Annotated in this window: 18 protein-coding genes; 12 read left to right on the top strand and 6 right to left on the bottom strand. The window is 39.6% G+C overall.

Annotated features, from left to right (window positions below; all coding sequences use genetic code 11):
* Position 1 precedes the first annotated feature (1 nt).
* The 4 genes from K333_RS0106415 to dut are packed head-to-tail and all read right to left on the bottom strand — an operon-like array spanning position 2 to position 4,789.
* Positions 2–1,666 (bottom strand): murein hydrolase activator EnvC family protein, encoded by a 1,665-nt coding sequence (locus K333_RS0106415; protein WP_024989832.1) that lies wholly within the window; start codon positions 1,664–1,666, stop codon positions 2–4.
* A complete protein-coding gene (locus tag K333_RS0106410) occupies positions 1,666–2,562 on the bottom strand; it encodes a DUF4292 domain-containing protein (RefSeq protein WP_024989831.1) in 897 nt (298 codons plus the stop codon). Before K333_RS0106410 ends, K333_RS0106415 begins: the two co-directional genes overlap by 1 nt.
* 6 nt (positions 2,563–2,568) lie before the next feature.
* Positions 2,569–4,347 carry a tetratricopeptide repeat protein gene (locus K333_RS0106405; RefSeq protein ID WP_027452471.1) on the bottom strand — a complete coding sequence of 593 codons (1,779 nt, stop codon included), beginning with the start codon at positions 4,345–4,347 and terminating at the stop codon, positions 2,569–2,571.
* Positions 4,348–4,351: 4 nt separating this feature from the next.
* Complete coding sequence (gene dut / locus K333_RS0106400; protein ID WP_024989830.1) at positions 4,352–4,789, bottom strand: dUTP diphosphatase; 438 nt, start codon at positions 4,787–4,789, stop codon at positions 4,352–4,354.
* Positions 4,790–4,899: 110 nt separating this feature from the next.
* On the opposite strand from dut, the gene dgt reads away from it, so the two are divergent.
* Positions 4,900–6,237: a dGTP triphosphohydrolase gene (dgt, locus tag K333_RS0106395; protein WP_024989829.1), complete on the top strand. Its 1,338-nt coding sequence runs from the start codon at positions 4,900–4,902 to the stop codon at positions 6,235–6,237.
* 70 nt (positions 6,238–6,307) lie between these two features.
* Here dgt and K333_RS0106390 read toward each other — a convergent pair whose 3' ends face one another.
* Complete coding sequence (locus K333_RS0106390; protein WP_024989828.1) at positions 6,308–7,300, bottom strand: GNAT family N-acetyltransferase; 993 nt, start codon at positions 7,298–7,300, stop codon at positions 6,308–6,310.
* A 13-nt stretch (positions 7,301–7,313) separates the two neighbouring features.
* Positions 7,314–8,138: a glycerol acyltransferase gene (locus K333_RS0106385; RefSeq protein ID WP_024989827.1), complete on the bottom strand. Its 825-nt coding sequence runs from the start codon at positions 8,136–8,138 to the stop codon at positions 7,314–7,316.
* 269 nt (positions 8,139–8,407) lie between these two features.
* Here K333_RS0106385 and K333_RS0106375 point away from each other — a divergent pair, with 269 nt between their 5' ends.
* The 11 genes from K333_RS0106375 (at position 8,408) to K333_RS0106325 (ending at position 21,188) form a co-directional block, all read left to right on the top strand.
* Positions 8,408–8,890: a division/cell wall cluster transcriptional repressor MraZ gene (locus K333_RS0106375; RefSeq protein WP_024989825.1), complete on the top strand. Its 483-nt coding sequence runs from the start codon at positions 8,408–8,410 to the stop codon at positions 8,888–8,890.
* Positions 8,887–9,801 carry a 16S rRNA (cytosine(1402)-N(4))-methyltransferase RsmH gene (gene rsmH / locus K333_RS0106370; RefSeq protein WP_024989824.1) on the top strand — a complete coding sequence of 305 codons (915 nt, stop codon included), beginning with the start codon at positions 8,887–8,889 and terminating at the stop codon, positions 9,799–9,801. Before K333_RS0106375 ends, rsmH begins: the two co-directional genes overlap by 4 nt.
* Positions 9,798–10,250, top strand: coding sequence for an FtsL-like putative cell division protein (locus K333_RS0106365; protein ID WP_024989823.1), 453 nt, complete (start codon positions 9,798–9,800; stop codon positions 10,248–10,250). The genes rsmH and K333_RS0106365 overlap by 4 nt, the downstream gene beginning before the upstream one ends.
* Positions 10,247–12,406 (top strand): penicillin-binding protein, encoded by a 2,160-nt coding sequence (locus tag K333_RS0106360; RefSeq protein WP_024989822.1) that lies wholly within the window; start codon positions 10,247–10,249, stop codon positions 12,404–12,406. The genes K333_RS0106365 and K333_RS0106360 overlap by 4 nt, the downstream gene beginning before the upstream one ends.
* Before the next feature lie 17 nt (positions 12,407–12,423).
* Positions 12,424–13,884, top strand: coding sequence for a UDP-N-acetylmuramoyl-L-alanyl-D-glutamate--2,6-diaminopimelate ligase (locus tag K333_RS0106355; RefSeq protein WP_024989821.1), 1,461 nt, complete (start codon positions 12,424–12,426; stop codon positions 13,882–13,884).
* 18 nt (positions 13,885–13,902) lie between these two features.
* Positions 13,903–15,174 (top strand): phospho-N-acetylmuramoyl-pentapeptide-transferase, encoded by a 1,272-nt coding sequence (gene mraY / locus K333_RS0106350; protein ID WP_024989820.1) that lies wholly within the window; start codon positions 13,903–13,905, stop codon positions 15,172–15,174.
* A gap of 5 nt (positions 15,175–15,179) precedes the next feature.
* Positions 15,180–16,511 (top strand): UDP-N-acetylmuramoyl-L-alanine--D-glutamate ligase, encoded by a 1,332-nt coding sequence (gene murD / locus K333_RS0106345; protein WP_024989819.1) that lies wholly within the window; start codon positions 15,180–15,182, stop codon positions 16,509–16,511.
* Between the two features lie 14 nt (positions 16,512–16,525).
* Positions 16,526–17,794 carry an FtsW/RodA/SpoVE family cell cycle protein gene (locus K333_RS0106340; RefSeq protein ID WP_024989818.1) on the top strand — a complete coding sequence of 423 codons (1,269 nt, stop codon included), beginning with the start codon at positions 16,526–16,528 and terminating at the stop codon, positions 17,792–17,794.
* Positions 17,795–17,874: 80 nt separating this feature from the next.
* Positions 17,875–18,987 (top strand): undecaprenyldiphospho-muramoylpentapeptide beta-N-acetylglucosaminyltransferase, encoded by a 1,113-nt coding sequence (murG, locus tag K333_RS0106335; RefSeq protein WP_027452470.1) that lies wholly within the window; start codon positions 17,875–17,877, stop codon positions 18,985–18,987.
* An 11-nt stretch (positions 18,988–18,998) separates the two neighbouring features.
* The gene (gene murC / locus K333_RS0106330) at positions 18,999–20,381 is read left to right on the top strand and encodes a UDP-N-acetylmuramate--L-alanine ligase (RefSeq protein WP_024989817.1); all 1,383 of its coding nucleotides are present in this window, start codon (positions 18,999–19,001) and stop codon (positions 20,379–20,381) included.
* Positions 20,382–21,188 carry a hypothetical protein gene (locus K333_RS0106325; protein ID WP_024989816.1) on the top strand — a complete coding sequence of 269 codons (807 nt, stop codon included), beginning with the start codon at positions 20,382–20,384 and terminating at the stop codon, positions 21,186–21,188.
* The last annotated feature ends 8 nt before the right edge of the window (positions 21,189–21,196 follow it).

Below are 21,196 nucleotides of genomic sequence, written 5' to 3'. Positions count from 1 at the left end.
TTTATCTGCCCAACCAAACCTCTGGGTTCAGTTTCGAGAACTCCTTACGCAATTGGAATTGTAGAATATTATCCGTTCCTACTGCACCCAAAGCCTGACGAGTACTTACTCTCTGTCCTGTCCTTACTGATACAGATTTCAGATTACAGTATACAGAGATGTATTCGCCATGTCGTACCATAACAACCCATGTTCCACGATAACCAGTTACGGCACTAACTTCTCCGTCATAAACAGCTCTTGCCACACACCCAGGTTTTCCTAAGATATTAATACCTTTGTTATCGAGAGTTACGCCTTTCAGTCCCTCTACAGAGTGTTGCCCAAAGTGGCTGACAATACGATAACTTCCGGTGATAGGCATAGGTAATCTACCACGATTACTTTCAAAGCCATTCGACATCATACGATCCACCGTACTGAAATTATTGGCTTCCTCAGCTTCTTCGCGTGCCTTAGAAATTGCCTGGGCACTACGTTCCTTATCAGCAGCAGCCTTTCGTTCTGCAGCGACACGGGCAGCCTCAGCTTCTTTGGCAGCCTGTTCTGCCTGAGCTTTTCGTATAGCAGCCTGTCTTGCTTGTTGTTCTGCAGCAGCACGTTTCTGTGCTTCTGCGGCAGCCTGAGCACGTCGAGCCTCTTCAGCGGCCTTTGCTGCAGCCGCAGCTTCTGCTCTCAACTTTTCCTCACGGGCTTTGGCCTCTGCAATCCTTCGTGCATTCTCTCGCGCAGCAGCCTCAGCAGCAGCCTTCTTTCGAGCAAGTTCTGCAGCACGCTTTCTTGCTGCTTCCGCAGCAGCGGCACGTTTTTTAGCCTCTGCAGCAGCACGAGCACGAGCTTTAGCAATTTCCCGAGCGACCAAACGATCAATCTGAGCATTCAGAGCTGCATCCTTCTGGCGCTGTTGGTCTATGATGCTCTGAATTGTCTTTTGCTGTTGCTGCAGCCCTTTTACAACTTCTTGCTGTTCTGTCTGCTTACCTTGCAGTTGTAGTTTTTCCTGTTGACCTTTATTCAACAAGTTATTTTTATGACCTTTTACTGTTTCTAATTGTTTATGCTTATCATTGATCTCTAGTTGTTTGGCCTGTACCATCTCACCCTGAGCCTTCTGATAAGAAGAATACTGGCGGATAAACTGGAAACGACGATACATCTGAGCCAGATTCTTGGCACTAAAGATGAACATCAGTTTGTCTTGTAGATTATGTCGGCGCGACATATATCGCATACTACTGATATACTTATTCTTGCGATCCTGCAACTGCTTTTCCAAAGTCTTCAACTGACTTTTCAAGATACCGATATTACCCTCAAGATGAGTAATATCCTGCTGTATACCTTCAATATTCTTTTGTCGCTGATCAATTTCACTATTGATAACAAGTAGTTTCTGCAAGCGTTCCTCTACATCTGCCTTATTCTTGCTTAAAGCCAATTCTTGTTCTTTGATTTTCTTCTGAATAGAAGCACGCTGTCCCTGAAGTCCTCTAATCGAAGAAGTCATGTAAATCTTCTGGAGATTACCTTTTTTCCCACTTTGGACCTGCTTTTTAGGAACTTGTTTTTGAACGGTATGGTTTTTCTTTGGTTGACTTTTCTTATTCTGGGAATAAGCACTATTTCCAAAAGTAAGTATCAACAATATGATAATTATTTTTCTCATTACAATTTCATCAATTTTCCAATTACATCTTCTGGAGCCACTTTCTTATATTTACTCGAGATCTCCGTTTCCACCTTCCAATCGCTTTTTGTTGTCACTTCATCCAATTCCAGATTTACTTGCATATTCTGTTGCTTCTGCCCCACTTGTGTAGAGAGTCGCAAAGATTGGGATGCTGGGAATTGCTTTACCCCAACATTTCTGAAATCAGAATATTTCATAAGTAAAACAGACTTGCCATTTTGCTTACTATTGTATGTCACATGAGCTTCCTTAATCTGACCACTTCTGGCCTCTGCATTCCATTTATACAGCATCTCCCCGTTTTTAAAACTGATAGGGATCATCTGACTAGAAGCATCCTGTTCTCCTACTGTAAACTTGGAAAGATCTGATTCTGAAACTTCTTTATTACCAGGAAGTAAAAGTTGATTCCAGAAAAGAGCTTGCAAAGAATAAAAGTTGATGCCCTGACGCTTCAGAAAGTCCACTTCATCGTATTTCGCCTGTATATACTCCTTATGCATACGATCTACGATAAGTACGTGATCCGGAGTAAATTCTAATCTTCCAATCTCGCTTCCCAAGATAGGAATCATCAGCTGGATTCTCACCACCTGATCCTTACGCATATGAAGAGAAGCTGGCAACGTCACACTTTTGCTTCCAGCCTCAAGATGGAATGTCATATTACCAACGATATTTTTAGCATAAACTTGATTATCCGAAACCTTCTGTAGGAATATCAGTTTTTGGCTTTTACTATCTGTAGTTGTAGCCTGTTGTTTCTCAGTATGCTGAGCAGAATCACTCACTAATGCCTTATGAGAACCACAAGAGGAAAATGCCAAAGGTAATCCCACCATTAGAACTTTTATGATTGAAGATACTTTCATGCTCTATTATTCTTTTAAATATTTCCTATATAATACTTTCTTCGGCAAAATCGTAGATTTATTGCCCATATCCAAAGCCTTTTTCCAATATCCAACAGCCTTATCCGTTTCACCCATCATAAAATAGATATCGCCGGCATGCTCAGGAATGACATTATTCGAAGAAATAGAATCCATGTTGTTCATTGCCTGATCGATATAGATTCTCGCTTCAGAATAACGTTTCTCCATAAACAATATCCAGGCATAAGTATCGAGATAAGTAGAATTTTTCGGCTCTGCCTTCACCGTCTTATAGCTCATCTGTTCTGCCTTTGATAAATTTTTGTTCTCTAAACTGAGATAGTAAGCATAGTTGTTCAGGCATCCAATGTTATCATCCTTCCATTGCAGACAACTGTCATACGCGGCATAAGCTTCCTTGGAGTTCCCTTTCTGTTGCAAGATATCTCCCATCAGAGCATAGAAGTCTGATACCATTTCCGCATTACTTTGAGCATTGATTTGGGAGACTCCGCGTTTAAAGGCAGAAAGTGCTGCATCATTATCTTCTTTCTGATAATATGCAAGACCCTCGAAATAATAAAAGGCCATTTCATCGGGATTATATTCCTGTGCAGGCTTACACATTTCAATAACAGCATCATATTTCTTCTCCGCCCACAAATTCTGGATAATACTCAATCGCGCATTTGCATTATCCGGAGCAATCTGGAGCACCTGATGATATGCTTGATTGATTGAATCCATCGGCATCTGCTTTACTGTCATGTATGCAGCCTTGAGTTCGGCCATTCCCGCATCTGTCTGAGACGAAGCCAGTACCCTATTGAAGAGATTCAACACGACAGTAGAATCACCACCATGTTGTTCATTCTCCTGAATAAAACTGCGCATCATGATTGCTTTAGTTTGCATAGAAGTTTTACTACTAAGCAAAATCTTATTCAGTAACTGATTAGCCAAAGAATCCTGATGCGTTACTTGATAATAGTAATGCAAAGAGACCTGAGCATCATTATTATCAGGTTCTTCCTTCAGCACTTCCCTGAAATATTTTAAGCCTTCTTTCTGTTTCTTATTCTGTATCAGCCAGTTTCCCAGTTTTATCTTATAACTGGCATCCAAAGGATGACGATTCACCAAAGACTTCAGTTCTTTATAAGCCGCCTTTTTGTCTCCTTTCTTCTCATAAATGCTCACTTTGGAAAGTGCCGTCTTCTCACTTTCCCCCTCCAAGACCTCAAGACGGTTTATCGTCTTAATCATCTTGTTATAATCTTTATTCTGCTGATATAGTTGCAAAAGAATTTGCAAGGCTTCGAGATTGTCTCGGGTATGGTCATAAAGGGCTTCATAAGCTACGATAGCCTGATCATACTTCTGAGAACCCAGATAATACTGTGCTATTCGCTCCTGATAAGTAGTATTCTCAGGATTCAATCGAGCTGCTGTCAGTAAGTCGGCTAAAGCCAGAGAATCATTCTTCAAAGAAGAGAAATACATAGCTCTGTTATAATAAGCCTCAGCACCCTTCGGATTCAAAGAAATGGCATGATTCAACAAATCGAATGCCCTATCATATTTTCCTAAAGATTGTTGACGGGAAGCCTCCACAAAGAAATAATTGTAACGTTCCTTTGTGTTCTCGCTTAAAGTATCATCATATCTCTCTATGATGACCTTTTTACTTTTTCGCTTCTGAGCCAAGGATGGAGAAATTGCTGAAACAACAATCAATCCTATAGCAATCTTTACGATGAAAAGGGGATTTTTTACCATCATGATATTATTTTACTCCAGTATGGCCATAGCCACCATCACCACGTTCAGTTTCATCCAGCACTTCTACCTCTTCCCATTTGCCTTGTTCATGCTTAGCTATCACCATTTGTGCAATACGTTCGCCATCGGCTATCACGAAATTCTCTTGTGATAGATTGATAAGAAGCACTTTGATTTCACCTCTGTAATCAGCATCAACAGTTCCGGGAGTGTTCAATACCGTAATACCATATTTCAGAGCCAAACCTGAACGGGGGCGAATCTGTGCCTCATAACCTTCTGGCAATGCGATATAGAGACCTGTAGAAATCAACTGGCGCTGCATTGGACGAAGTACAATATCTTCTTGTAAATCTGCACGCAAATCCATTCCTGCACTCTGAACTGTTGCATATGCTGGCAACTTCTGATGTCCTTTATTGATAACTTTAATCTTGACCATGTACTGAATATAATTGAATTAAATGCAAAAATAATGATTTCTAGGCAGATATTTGCATTTTTCATCTTAAAATGAAAGAAATTATCGAATTTTTACATTACTTTTGCGATATGAAATGGATTCAACTCATATCAAATAAAAGACTTGGTCAGGAGCATAAACATGCTGAGCGCCACGATGACCGCTCTGAATTCAAAAGAGATTACGATCGGTTAATCTATTCTGCCCCTTTCAGAAGACTACAAAACAAGACGCAGGTATTTCCACTCCCTGGGTCTATTTTCGTACACAACCGACTTACTCATAGTCTTGAGGTTTCCAGTCTGGGCCAGTCGCTCGGCAATGACATCTGTGTGTTACTCAAGAAGAAACATCCCGAACTTACCAATACGCTATTCGAAGAGATCGGTACGATCGTAAGTGCGGCCTGTCTGGCGCATGATATGGGAAATCCTCCTTTCGGACACTCTGGAGAGAAGGCTATTCAAACTTACTTTACTGAAGGAAGAGGGGCTATCTTAAAAGAGAAGCTATCACCTGGGTTCTGGGACGACATCACACATTTTGAAGGTAATGCCAATGCTTTCCGACTGCTCACACATCGCTTCCGCGGACGTCGTGAGGGCGGTTTCGTCATGACGTATTCGATGTTGGCCAGTATCGTCAAATATCCTTTTTCCAGCGACTTAGCCGGCAAACATGGCAAATTCGGCTTTTTCATTTCCGAGAAGGAATCTTATCGGAAAGTGGCTGAGGAATTAGGAATCAAGTGTGAACAAAATCAAAACGGAACTTTAAAATATGCTCGTCATCCCTTGGTATATCTCGTAGAAGCTGCCGATGATATCTGTTATGAGATCATGGATATCGAAGATGCCCACAAACTTAAGATTCTGTCGTTTGAGGAGACGAAGGATTTACTTCTGGGATTTTTCGAGGAGGAAACACAACAGGATATTCTCAAGAGAATACAAGAAGAAGGGGTAAGTGACTTAAATGAGCAAGTGGTTTACATGAGGGCTTGTGTCATCGGAAAACTTGAGCGCGAATGTGTCAACACCTTTGTAGAACATGAAGAAGAAATTCTAAATGGGGAGTTTGAAGGCAGTTTAATCAAGAATATCTCTAAATTGCCTAGGGACGCTTACAAACATTGTACCGAGGTATCCGTTCAGAAAATATACAACAGTAAACCTGTTCTTGATATTGAACTATCCGGTTACAAGATTATGGAAACACTCATGAATGTCTTCATTTCTGCTGCCATCAACCCAGAGCGTTTCTATTCTCAACAACTCATCAAAAGGGTAAGCAGTCAATACGACATTCATAGTAAAGATCTTGAAACTCGAATTATGGCTATCATCGATTATATCAGCGGTATGACTGATATCTACGCATTAGATATTTACCAAAAGATCAATGGTATCAGCCTACCAATCGTATAAAAAAATCTCTCATAAGAGATACTGTATATAGAAAAAGGCGGAACCTAAATAGTTCCGCCTTTTCTATTTTTTATTTCTTTTCTTTATAAATCACATTATTTGCCCCACTTGTAATATGCATAGCTTCAGGATGTTCCTTTATAAAGCTATTGATATGTCGAACTCGTTTATCTTCCAAGATTTCATCAACAGCTATCAGGATACCCGTTTCCTCAACATCACCAAAACCATAATTTATCGCCGTACCAAACAACTTCATGGTAGGACTTAGATTCATGTAAGCATTTACCAATGGAGGAATATTAAATCCAAGTTCACGAATCTTCTTGTTCAAAATTCTGTAATCATCCTTGAAATTATCCGCAGTAAAGATACTTTCCAATTTTTCTATTGGCGTATCTATCTTCAAAGGTTTGATAGGTATCACCAAATTGTCTTTATCCTCAAAATGCTTCTTCAGAAAATAAAGAATCATATCCCTACCTTCACGGATATAAGAAGGATACATCGTCATCTTTCCAAAGAAATATCTACATTTAGGATTGATTACCGTCAAAGCACCCAAACCATCCCAAAGATTGTCGAGTGCAAAGATACTCTTTGTATTTTTCCTTACATTTTGATATTCCAGACTTACAAAAGACCGTCCAAGTTCTACCGTATAAGGAGCATAATCTTTCATGAATTGTTCCGAAAAATGAAACATATGGCTGGTCGCCAAAATAGGTTGTCCACTAGAATCTATCTTCCAGTCTTCACCAAACAAATAACGATATCCACCTATAATTTCCTCATTTTCAGGATTCCACACAATGAGTTGACGACAGCCATTCTCCATTGTATCAAACTCATCAATATCCATAGATTTACCAGTACCTCCACCAGCTGTTCTGAAAGCTTCCTCTCTCAAACGACCGATTTCCTTCATCACATTTGGAGCATTCTGAGCAGTAACGACATAGATTTCGTTATGACTTTTATTTGTCATACGCAACTGCTTATCCAAAGTGAGTTCACGCTTTAGCAACTGCTTGTCTATAGGCTGAATGATTTCCTCTTCCATATATCACATTCACTTACAATTCATAAACTTTGTTCTCTACATATTGAGCCCATTCCAATGGTGTCTTCGACTTATCAAAGGTTTGCCAAGGTATTGGCTTACCGATTCGTATTTCAAAAGTCTTCCCGACATTCTTATACATCTCATCAACCAGGAAAAGCATAGCCAAATTAAATGGCAAGAAACGGTCACTAAACTTAGCTATCCGATAAAATCGCTTTGAATTTTGACCACTAAAATGAATAGGGACCACATCTCTTTGATATTCTACACTCTTGCTGATAAAGGTTTTCTTCCAAGGCAAATCATGGATCTCCCCATTTATCTTTCTACTATTCAAACCTGCCGGGAACATGAGGATATGATTCTCACTCTGAAAAGCGGCTTCCACCATACGAGGGAAATCACGACTCTGCTTGCCTGTCTTGTTAATTCCTATGCTCACAGGTTTCAAACCAGGCAAATTCAACAGCAGATCATTCACAAGATACCTAAACTTACCATCAAAATGCTGTCCTATGATAGACCCTAAGGTTACACCATCCTGACCACCAAGAGGATGATTAGAAACAAAGGTATAGAGTTTTCCGTCATTCTTATCCGGCAGATTCTCCATTCCCTTGATATCCAAGGTCATTTTAAGATAACGAACACACTCCGTGAGCCATTCTGTACCACTTATATTTCGACTCTCCCAAAGGAATTTGTTCACCTCATCTTCGTGGATGATATGTTTGAGCCAAGAAACAACAAAACGCGGAACCAGTTTTGCTTTCTTTCCCATTTTCCCTTGAAGGACCTTTTCTATGTCTATTGTCTTCTCTACTTTCTCACCCATGTTCATTTTCCAATAACACCATGCAAAAATAACACAACTTTTTCTAAAACGTTACATTTCTTCGAAAAAAGTTCAAAAAACAACCATTTTGACACGATTTCATCAACAGAAATAAGAATAATAATAACAAATTCGATTTGTTTTAGAGAGACATGAACAGAAGCAAAAAATATTTTTCTCTGCAAAAACAAAAAAAAGTGGGAAAATGTGGGGAAATGTGGTAGAAAATATGTAACTTTGAACCCATATTTCACATTATATATGTACGTATGCGTTTTTTAGGGAACATAGAAGCCAAGACAGACTCTAAAGGAAGAGCTTTCCTACCATCTGCTTTCCGCAAGGTGCTACAAGCATCTAACGAGGAGAGACTGGTTCTAAAGAAGAATCCTTTTGAGCAATGCTTGGTTCTTTACCCAGAATCCGTATGGAACAAGCAATTGGATGCTTTACGTGCACATCTTAACAGATGGAACGCTCGACACCAACAAATTTTCAGAACTTTTGTTTCTAATGTTGAGCTTATCAACCTTGACAGCAATGGTAGGTTTCTGATCCCAAAGAGATATAGCAAAAAAATCAATTTGGGGCAAAGCATTACCTTTATTGGTGTCGATGATACCATCGAAATATGGGGCAGCCTTGAGGAGGGTAATCCTTTCATGGAACCTGAAGAATTCCGTGAAGCCCTGCAGGACATTATGTCGGATATTACAAAAAACAGTGAAGACTCAAACCAAGGAGAATTATGATTACAACAGCCAAAACATATCACGTACCTGTGTTATTGAAGGACAGTGTAGACGGACTCAATATACAACCTGGCGGAATCTATGTAGATGTCACCTTCGGTGGTGGTGGCCATTCTCGTGAAATTCTATCACGAATCAATGGCAATGGACATCTGTACAGTTTCGACCAGGATCCCGATGCTGAACAGAACATCGTGGCCAATCCTAATTTCACCTTCGTCCGTTCTAATTTTAGATACTTGAAGAACTGGATGCAATACTATGGTATAGAGAAGATTGACGGACTACTCGCTGATCTTGGTGTATCAAGTCATCATTTCGACGATGAAACCAGAGGTTTCTCTTTTAGATTCGACGCTCCTCTCGACATGAGAATGAACAAAAGGTCTGGCAATACTGCCGCAGACATCATCAACAATTATGAGGAAGAAAACTTGGCTGATATCTTCTATTTATATGGAGAACTAAAGAATTCCAGAAAATTAGCATCCATAATTTGCAAAAACAGGATACAAAAGAAAATAGAGACCACTCAGGACTTTATTAATGTCATAGAGCCTTTATTCAAACGAGAACGCGAGAAAAAAGATTTAGCCAAGGTATTTCAAGCCTTACGAATAGAAGTGAATCACGAAATGAGTGCGCTGAAAGAAATGCTAAAGGCTGCAGTATCGATTCTTAAACCGGGAGGAAGATTGTCGGTGATCACATATCACTCACTAGAAGACAGAATCGTAAAGAATATGATGAAGTCTGGAAACCCTGAGGGAAAGATAGAACAAGACTTTTTTGGTAGAATAGAAACTCCATTTAAACTTATCAACAGTAAAGTGATTGTTCCAACCCGAGAGGAACAGGAAAGAAACCCGAGAAGCAGAAGCGCAAAATTAAGAATCGCAGAGAAAAAATGAAAGAAGATATTGATAACAAAAACGACAATGCCAATTCTGAGCAAGGGACTTCTAACGAAGTAAGTTCCTTAAAAGAGGCTATCGTACAACAAGCGATAGAAGGGGAGGCTCCACTTTCCAAGAATTTCACGCTCAAGAAAATTCTCGGTGGGGACATTCTGTCTGCTAAAGCCATGCGACAGCAAATATGGCTCATCATATTGATCGTATTCTTCTTGATTATTTATATCTCTAACCGATATAGTGTACAGAAGGATTTGATAAAAATCGATGAATTGCAGAATGAACTACAGGATGCTAAATATAAAGCATTATCCAGTAGCAGTCAAATCACAGAGAAAAGTCGTGAAAGTCATATTCTGCAAATGCTTCAGAACAACAAAGACAGTGTGCTGAAAATAGCTAATCAGCCACCATATATTATTAATATTCCGGAGGGCGAAGAATGAGCAAGTTTGACCAAGAAAAAGTTATGCCTAGATACATCGCTATAGCTATTATACTAAGCGTTGTAGCCTTCTTCGTAATTGGAAAGACGGTCTTCCTCATGACGGCCAAAAGGGATTATTGGATGCGCGTAGCCGACCGTGTAAAGCGTGACTCTGTACAAGTAAAGCCGAGCCGTGGAAACATACTAAGTTGTGATGGACAATTAATGGCCAGCAGTCTACCGGAGTTTAAAATCTACATGGACTTCCAAGCTCTACATGCTGCTAACAATGATTCGCTTTGGAACCGTAAAGTGGACAGTATTTGTGAAGGACTACATAATGTATTCCCTGAGCAAAGTGTCGCAACTTTCAAGAAGACACTATCCGAAGGAAGGAAAAAACAAAGCAGACATTGGGCCATTTGGTCAAAGCGAATCGACTATAACACGTTTGTGGAGATTAAAAATTTTCCGGTATTCAAACTTTCTTCATACAAGGGGGGATTCCACTGGGAAGAGTTCAACGCGCGCAAACGCTCTTACGGTTCTCTTGCCGGTAGAACAATTGGCGCTATGTATGGAGCAAAAGACACAGCACGATTCGGACTTGAACTATCATACGACTCTATCTTACGTGGTAAGAATGGTGTAGTACATAGAAGAAAAGTAAGAAATAAATTCCTTAACATCACAGACGTTCCTGCTATAGATGGAGCAGACATCGTGACAACTATAGATGTAAGCATGCAGGATTTAGCAGAACGTGCTGTCATCGATGAATTAAAGGAAATCAACGGAAATGTCGGAGTGGCTATCGTGATGGAGGTAGCTACTGGTGACGTAAAGGCTATCGTAAATATGGAGAAATGTTTCGATGGTGAATATCGTGAAATCAGGAACCATGCTGTAAGCGACTTGCTGGAACCTGGTTCTGTATTCAAACCTATCTCTATCTTGACAGCTCTTGATGATGGCGTGGTTGACACTACCTATACTGTAGAAACCGGTGGTGGTATATGGAATATGTATGGAAGAGATATGAAAGACCACAACTGGCGCAAAGGTGGTTATGGATTGCTGACCCTTCCTCAAACACTATGGTACAGCTCGAATATCGGTGTAAGTAGAATTATTGATGACCATTACAGAAATGATCCTGAGAAATTCGTCAAAGGCGTATACCGTACTGGTATTGCTGACGACCTAGAGATTCCTCTGGTAGGTTCAACTCCTGCAATCATAAGGAAGCCACATAAAAATAGTCACGGACAATATGATAACTGGAGTAAGACGACATTACCATGGATGAGTATCGGATATGAAACTCAGATACCACCGATCTCTACACTTACATTCTATAATGCTGTGGCTAACAATGGAAAGATGATGCGTCCACGATTCGTACAAAAAGTGGTCAAGAATGGACAAACCATTATGGAATATCCACCTGAGGTGATGAGAGAGAAGATCTGTAATCACCCAGAGGCATTGAAAAAGCTACAGAAAATATTGGAAGAAGTTGTAAGCATCGGATTAGGAAAGAAGGCTGGTAGTAAATCCTTTAAAGTTTCCGGTAAGACCGGAACAGCCCAAATGTCAAAAGGTGCTGCCGGATATAAGGCCGGAGGAACCAACTATCTACTGAGTTTTGCTGGTTATTTCCCTTCTGACGAACCTAGATATAGTTGTATCGTATGTATTCAGAAGTCTGGGCTTCCTGCATCTGGAGGTGGTATGAGCGGAGTGGTATTCCACAACATCGCAGAAGGCATTATGGCCCAGAATTTGAAACTTGACGTAAAGGATTCTAGAGATTCTACATCAATCGCTATACCTGATGTGAAGGATGGAAATATTCTTGCTGCAAATTATGTATTGAGCCATCTTGGTATTCAAAATAACACCAACTGGAGTGGCAGTTATGCCGATGGAAATCCTATTTGGGGAAAGGCCATAAAGGAAAGCAATCGAATGGTGGCACTCAAGCGTCAACCTATATATGGTCATTCTATGATACCAGATGTTATCGGAATGGGCGCACGCGATGCTGTTTATCTCATCGAAAGCAGAGGCGTAAAGGTTATTCTGAAAGGACGAGGGAAAGTTGTCAAACAAAGTCTTGAACCTGGACATAAAATAGGAAAAGGCGAAAAGTGTGAACTGATATTAGAATAGAAATAAAAAATTAAGATATGAAACTGAATGAATTGCTCAAAGACATCAAGCCAATTCAAATTATTGGAGATGCCGAAGTTGAGATTACAGGTGTAAACATCGATTCTAGAAAAATCCAGAACGGGCATCTGTTTATTGCAATGAAGGGAACCCAAGTCGATGGTCATAAATATATAGACAAGGCCATTGAGTTAGGAGCAAAAGGAATTTTATGTGAGGAACTTCCTGAAAATAAAATCCCAGGAGTCACATATATCCAGACAAATTCAACAGAAGATGCGGTAGGAAAGGTGGCTACTCTTTTCTACGGTGATCCTTCTAGGCATTTGACCCTTGTCGGAGTAACAGGAACAAACGGAAAGACAACAATTGCCACCTTATTATATAATATGTTCCGTAAGTTCGGATATAAGTGTGGACTTTTGTCTACTGTTTGTAACTATATTGACGACAAGCCAGTACCAGCAGACCATACAACACCAGATCCTATAGAACTCAACAAACTATTAGGTGAAATGGTTGAGGCAGGATGTAAATATGCATTTATGGAATGCTCTTCACACGCTATTCATCAAAAGAGAATCGGAGGACTGAAGTTCGCAGGAGGTCTCTTCACCAACTTGACAAGAGATCATCTCGACTATCATAAGACTTTCGAGAACTATAGAGATGCTAAAAAGGCTTTCTTTGATAATCTCGGAAAAGATGCTTTCGCCATCACGAATGCTGATGACAAGAATGGTATGGTTATGGTACAAAATACCAAGGCTACCGTCAAGACATATTCTATCAAGCAAATGGCAGACTTTAGAGCTAAAATCCTTGAATGCCATTTTGAGGGAATGTATTTGGAGATTGGCGGACATGAGGTTGGTGTACAGTTCATTGGAAAGTTCAATGTAAGTAACCTATTAGCTGTATATGGCGCTGCCATCATGTTAGGCAAGGAACCTGAAGAAATCTTAGTTGCTTTGAGCACCCTCCATAGCGTCAGCGGAAGACTTGAGCCTATTCATTCTCCAGAAGGATATACCGCAGTCGTGGATTATGCACACACACCAGATGCTCTTGAAAATGTGCTGAAAGCCATACATGAGGTTCTAAACGGAAAAGGACATGTCATCACCGTATGTGGTGCAGGTGGAAATCGTGACAAGGGCAAACGGCCTATCATGGCACAAGAAGCTGTAAAGCAGAGCGATAAGGTGATCATCACAAGTGATAACCCTCGCTTTGAAGAGCCTCAGGACATTATCAACGATATGCTCGCAGGACTTGACAGTAAACAAATGAAAAAGGTTGTTAGCATTGTCGACCGCAAAGAGGCTATCAAAACAGCATGTATGCTTGCAGAGAAGGGAGATGTGATTCTTGTAGCTGGAAAAGGTCATGAGAATTATCAGGAAATAAAAGGTGTAAAACATCATTTCGATGATAAGGAAGTTTTACATGAAATCTTTGACGAACAAAAGGCTTAATAAAGAAGATTAAAGAATATGCTATATTATCTTTTTAGATTTCTTGAGCAATTTGGAATCAGTGGCTCTCATATGTGGGGTTACATCTCTTTCCGTGCTCTTCTCGCGCTCATCCTCTCACTAACGATATCTGCATGGTTTGGAGAGAAGTTTATCAAATATCTTAAAAGTAAGCAAATCACAGAAACTCAAAGAGATGCATCTATTGATCCTTTCGGAGTAAAGAAGATTGGTGTTCCATCAATGGGAGGTATCATCATTATTGTTGCAATTCTTGTACCAGTATTATTACTTGGCCGACTACGCAACATCTATCTCATTCTGATGATTATCACGACCGTATGGTTAGGATTCCTCGGTGGAATGGATGATTTCATAAAGATATTCAAGCGAGACAAGGAAGGACTCAAAGGAAAATACAAGATCGTAGGACAAATCGGTATCGGCTTGATCGTGGGATTGGTTCTTTGGGCTTCACCTGACGTAAAGATGAATGAAAATCTGACCATTGAGCAGAAAAACGGACAGGAGGTAGTGGTAAAACACAGACCAGAGGCTGTCAAGTCGCTGAAGACCACCATCCCATTCGTCAAAGGTCATAATCTCGACTATTCGAGAATTATGAGATTCTGCGGTAAATATAAGACAGCTGCAGGATGGCTTCTATTTGTAATCATGACCATCATCGTTGTCACCGCTGTCAGCAATGGAGCAAACCTGAATGACGGAATGGATGGTATGTGTGCAGGAAACTCTGCTACCATAGGTGTGGCATTGGGTATATTGGCATACGTAAGTTCGCACATCAACTTTGCCGCATACCTGAATATCATGTATATACCAGGAAGTCAAGAACTGGTGGTGTTCTTCTGTGCCTTTATCGGTGCGTTAATAGGTTTCTTATGGTACAATGCCTATCCGGCCCAGATCTTTATGGGCGATACCGGTTCTCTAACAATCGGTGGTATCATCGGTGTTGGTGCTATTATTATCCACAAAGAGCTATTACTACCAATACTTTGTGGAATCTTCTTTGTTGAGAGCCTTAGTGTCATCCTACAGGTGTGGTATTACAAGTTGGGTAAGAAGAAAGGTACGAAACAGCGTATCTTCAAGAGAACCCCTATACATGATAATTTCAGAACTCAGGATAGTCAACTCGACCCTGAATGTAAATATCTCATCAAGGTTCCACATGGTGCAAAGCATGAAAGCAAGATTACCATACGTTTCTGGATCATTACGATAATCTTAGCAGCACTTACTATCATTACATTAAAGATTAGATAAAAGATATGAAAAGAATCGTTATATTGGGAGCTGGTGAAAGTGGTGCTGGAGCTGCTGTACTAGCCCAGAAAGAAGGTTTTGATGTATTTGTCTCTGATATGTCTCTCATCAAAGACAAATACAAGAAACTAATGGATGACCATAATATCGAATGGGAGGAAGGCCACCATACTGAAGAAAAAATTCTGAATGCTGACGAAATCATCAAAAGTCCTGGAATTCCTAAAGAGGCTCCTATCATTCAGAAACTAATCAAACAGGGCACGCATATCATCAGCGAAATTGAATTCGCTGGAAGATATACTAAGTCGAAAATGGTATGTATCACAGGAAGTAATGGTAAGACAACTACAACTTCACTGATCTATCACATTTTCAAGGAGGCTGGATATGATGTAGGACTTGCTGGAAATATTGGTAAAAGTCTTGCCCTTCAAGTAGCTGAGGAACCACATGAGTACTATATCATCGAACTAAGTAGTTTCCAGCTCGACAACATGTACAACTTCCATGCTAACATTGCTATCTTATTGAATATCACACCAGATCATCTGGATAGATACGATAATAAGTTTGAGAACTACGCAGATGCAAAGATGCGTATCATCCAAAACCAGACTCAGGAAGATAGTTTTATCTACTGGAACGATGACCCTGTCATCAAGAAGGAACTCGAGAAATTTGAAATAAAATCTATCGCATGTCCTTTCTCCGAAATTAAGGAAAAGGGAGCTATTGGATATATAGAAGATGGCATGTATAAACTAGAATATCCTGTCCCATTCAATATGGAGCAAGAGGAACTTAGTTTAACTGGCAAACATAATATCTACAATAGTCTCGCTGCTGGATTGGCAACCAATATAGCTGGTATCAAAAAAGAGATTATCAAAAAGAGTTTAGGTAATTTCCCTGGTGTAGAACACAGACTGGAAAAAGTTTGTGATGTTGCCGGAGTACACTATGTAAATGATTCTAAGGCTACAAATGTAGATGCATGTTGGTATGCTTTGGAAAGCATGAAGACCCCTACTATTCTCATTATAGGTGGAAAAGACAAAGGTAATGATTATAGCCAGATCTTCGACTTAGTGAAAAAGAAATGCAAAGGTATAGTATATCTTGGTGCAGACAATAAAAAACTTCACGACAACTTTGATAATCTCGGAATTCCGACACGAGATACTCATAGTATGGCAGACTGTGTAAAAGCTTGTTATGAAATGGCAAAACCTGGCGATACAGTTCTGCTAAGTCCTTGCTGCGCAAGTTTCGACCTATTCAAGAATATGGAAGATCGTGGTGAACAGTTTAAATCACTGGTTAGAAGTTTATAATTCAATAAAGAGAAATGAACAACAAGACTTTAAGTAACATATTCAAAGGAGACAAAGTCATCTGGATGGTGTTTTTCTTTCTTTGTATGATTAGTATCGTCGAGGTATATTCTGCTTCGAGTTCACTAACATATCAAGGAGGAAACTACTGGAGTCCTGTCTTAAAGCATGTTGGCATTCTCTTTGTTGGTCTCTTCTTTATGGTCGTCACCTTGAATATTCAATGCAAATATTTCAAGATTATCACGCCTTTTGTTCTTTTCATATCATTTTTTACGCTGATATGGGTTTTGGTTGCAGGTCAATCTACGAATGGCGCCCAACGATGGGTCAGCTTCATCGGTATACAGTTTCAGCCATCAGAGATAGCCAAGGGAACAATGATCTTAGCTGTAGCGCAAATACTAAGTGCGCTACAAACTGAACATGGCGCAGACAAAAGAGCAATAAAGTATATTCTCATAGTATGTGCCTTCATTGTCCCACTTATCATGCTTGAGAACCTATCAACTGCAATGCTATTATGCGTAACTATCTTGTTGATGATGATTCTCGGTAGAATTCCGTTGTCACAAGTAGGAAAACTGGTAGGTGTTACTATGTTGATTATCGTGACGGTCCTTGGTCTGATCATGATCATTGGAGAAGATAAAGAAAAACAGAATCCAAATCAGCAAATGACTGAGCAGATAAATGGGAAAAAAGATAGCCCTAGTACTATAGCTAAAATCTTCCACAGAGCCGACACTTGGAAGTCACGTATAGATGGATTCCTTGATGACAAAGATATCACGCCAGAACAGGTAGACTTGGACAAAGATGGACAGAAGGCACACGCCAATATAGCGATAGCAAGTTCTAATGTTGTAGGTAAAGGACCAGGTAACTCTGTAGAACGAGATTTTCTTTCACAGGCTTTCTCAGACTTTATCTATGCCATAATCATTGAAGAACTAGGTATTGAAGGTGCCGTCTTTGTAGCACTCTTATATATCATCTTATTATTCAGAACCGGAAAAATTGCCAACCAATGTGAGAACAATTTCCCTGCACTCCTTGCTATGGGACTGGCATTACTCCTTGTCATCCAAGCACTTTTCAACATGCTTGTTGCCGTCGGATTAGCACCTGTAACAGGTCAGCCATTACCACTTATCAGTAAGGGAGGTACATCAACTATCATCAACTGTGTGTATATTGGTGTCATACTCAGCATTAGTCGTTCTGCAAAGAAAAAGCAAATATCTCCAGAGAAAAAAGAACAGAATGAATTAATAAGTTGATTAAAGAGTAATAATTAATTGCCATAAAATTACCAAAACAAGAAAAAATTAATTACTTTTGCGAAATAAACAAGAAACATATGGAAAGTGAATTAAGAATTATTATTAGCGGAGGAGGTACAGGAGGACATATTTTCCCTGCTGTATCAATAGCCAATGCTATAAAGGCAAAACGCCCTAACACAAAGATCTTATTCGTAGGAGCCCTGGGTAGAATGGAAATGCAAAGGGTTCCTGCAGCTGGATATGAGATCAAAGGCTTACCAATATGTGGTTTCGACAGAAAGCATCCTTTAAAGAACTTTGCCGTTCTCTTCAAAATATGGAAAAGTCAAATGATGGCAAAGAAAATCATCAAAGACTTTAAACCTATGGCAGCTGTTGGCGTAGGAGGATATGCTAGTGGTCCAACATTAAACGTCTGTGCAAGCAAGAATATCCCATGTCTAATTCAGGAACAGAATTCTTATGCTGGCGTTACCAATAAACTGCTCGCCAAGAAAGCTCAGAAAATCTGTGTTGCTTATGATGGCATGGAAAGGTTCTTCCCTGCAGAAAAGATCATCATGACAGGTAATCCTGTAAGACAAAACGTCATAGAAACTGAAATAAGTGCAGAAGAAGCCAAGAAGTCTTTCGGATTAGATCCTAGCAAAAAAACTATATTGATAGTAGGCGGTAGTCTAGGTGCAAGAACCATTAACGAAAGCATGATACAGCACTTGAATATCATAAAGTCCAGTCAAATACAATTTATTTGGCAGACAGGAAAATACTACTTTGAAGAGATGAAAAAGGCTGTAGATTCCTTCGGTAACCTTCCGAATCTGATCGTAACAGACTTTATCGGCGATATGGGAGCTGCATATAAGGCTGCTGACCTTGTCATCAGTCGTGCCGGTGCAAGTAGTATTAGTGAATTCCAAATCATTGGCAAACCTGTGATCTTGGTACCAAGTCCTAACGTTGCAGAAGACCATCAGACTAAGAATGCAATGGCATTGGTTAACAAAGATGCTGCCATATACGTAAAAGACTCAGATGCTCCAGAGGCACTTCTAAACAGAGCCTTAGAGGTTATAAACGACGAGAAACTTCTTGTTTCACTGGGTGAGAATATCAAAAAACTTGGATATAAGAACTCTGCCGACACTATTGCCGACGAAGTCATCAAATTGGCATTAGGAAAATAAAGATATAATTGATGGAACTTAAAGATATAAAATCTGTATATTTTATCGGTGCAGGTGGCATCGGAATGAGTGCTATAGCCCGTTACTTCATTCATAAAGGAATGGTTGTAGCTGGATATGACAAGACTCCAACTGATCTAACACGCCAGTTGGAAAAAGAGGGTATGTTGATTCATTATGAGGAGAACCTTGAAGAAATTCCTCATGTATGCAAAAAACAGAAATCTACATTAGTAGTTTACACTCCTGCAATACCAGCAACACATATCGAACTGAAGTATTTTCAGGAGAATGGATTCGAAGTTCAGAAAAGAGCCCAAGTGCTGGGTATCCTAACAAGAACTCATAAGGGATTATGCTTCGCAGGAACTCATGGCAAGACAACAACTTCTACTATGTGTGCACATATCATGCACCAAAGTCAGAAAGACTGTAATGCTTTCTTGGGAGGTATTTCCAAGAATTATGGAACAAACTATATTTTGTCAGACAAGAGCGACTACGTTGTTATCGAGGCTGATGAATTCGACCGCTCCTTCCATTGGCTACGCCCTTGGATGAGTGTGATCACCGCTACAGATCCGGATCATCTGGATATCTATGGCACAAAAGAAGCATACTTGGAGAGTTTCCGTCATTACACAGAACTAATCCAGCCAAACGGAGCTTTGATTATTCACAAAAATCTGGAGATGAAACCTCATGTTCAAGATGGTGTGAAGGTATATGAATATAGTAGAAACGAAGGAGACTTCCATGCTGAAAATATCAAAATAGAAAATGGAGAAATTACATTCGACTTCATTTCACCTATAGAAAACGTTACAGGCATAGAATTGGGGCAACCTATCCCTATAAATATAGAGAATAGTATTGCTGCAATGGCTATGGCACAGTTGAACGGCTGTACCGCAGAAGAATTGAAATATGGAATGAAAACCTACTCTGGTGTAGACAGACGATTTGACTTCAAAATAAAGAACGACAAACACGTCTTCTTATCAGACTATGGACATCATCCAAAAGAAATTCTACAGAGTGCAAAAAGTCTCAAGGAATTATATAAAGGACGAAAGATTACTGCAATCTTCCAGCCACATCTATATACAAGAACAAGAGACTTCTATAAAGACTTTGCTGATGCATTGAGCAACTTCGATGAGGTAATCCTCACAGAGATTTATCCAGCACGAGAAGAACCTATTCCCGGAGTTACATCACAAATCATTTATGATGAACTCAAAGAGGGTGTAGAAAAAAGTATTATCAAAAAAGATGATGTTCTCGATATTGTCAAGAGTCGCGACTTCGATGTTCTCGTTGTATTAGGAGCCGGTAACCTCGACAACTATGTTCCACAAATTGCAAAAATTCTAGAAAGCAAAGAAAAATAAATGCGTATCAACTGGAAGAAAACAATAATCATTACCTTGGATGTTATCCTTGCAGCATACCTGGTATTAGCTTTCACCTCGTTTAATAAACCTGATGAAACAGCCAGGAAATGCACAAAAGTCAGCATCAACATTCAAGACGAGATGACAAATGGTTTTCTGGATACCAAAGAAATCAAAAAGCGACTAGAACAAAAAAATCTTTATCCTTTGGGAAAACCTATGAAATATGTCACAGCAAGAAACATTGAAGACATGTTAAAGGAAAGCCCATTCGTTAAAACCGCAGAATGCTATAAGACTGAAGATGGACACGTTTGTATAAATTTAACTCAACGAATGCCCATTGTGCGTATCAAGAACTATATAGGTGAAGATTATTATATAGACGATCATGATGCTATCATGCCAAATACGAAATATACAAGCGATATGATTATTGCGACAGGATATATCACGAAATGGTATGCCCAACGCTATATTTCCACATTAAGCAAAACCATCATGTATGATGATTTCTGGAAAAACCAAATCGAACAAATCAATATTCTCCCGGATAAGGGAGTAGAGTTGATTCCAAGAGTCGGTAATCACATCATCTATCTTGGTGCACTCCCAGAGAGCAATCTTAAAAAAGAACGAAAGAAAGAAATTGAAGATTTTGTAACTCACAAATTAGATCGCCTTAAGAAATTCTATAAATATGGATTATCACAGGCTGGATGGAACAAATATAGTTATATAAACTTAGAATTTGACAATCAAATAATTTGTAAGAAACATAACACAGAAAATATACAGAATTGATAATCAAA

Source organism: Segatella albensis DSM 11370 = JCM 12258 (assembly GCF_000426565.1).
Lineage (GTDB): Bacteria > Bacteroidota > Bacteroidia > Bacteroidales > Bacteroidaceae > Prevotella > Prevotella albensis.
The sequence above is the reverse complement of the archived record's forward strand: the minus strand, read 5'-3'. Positions and strand labels throughout refer to the sequence as shown.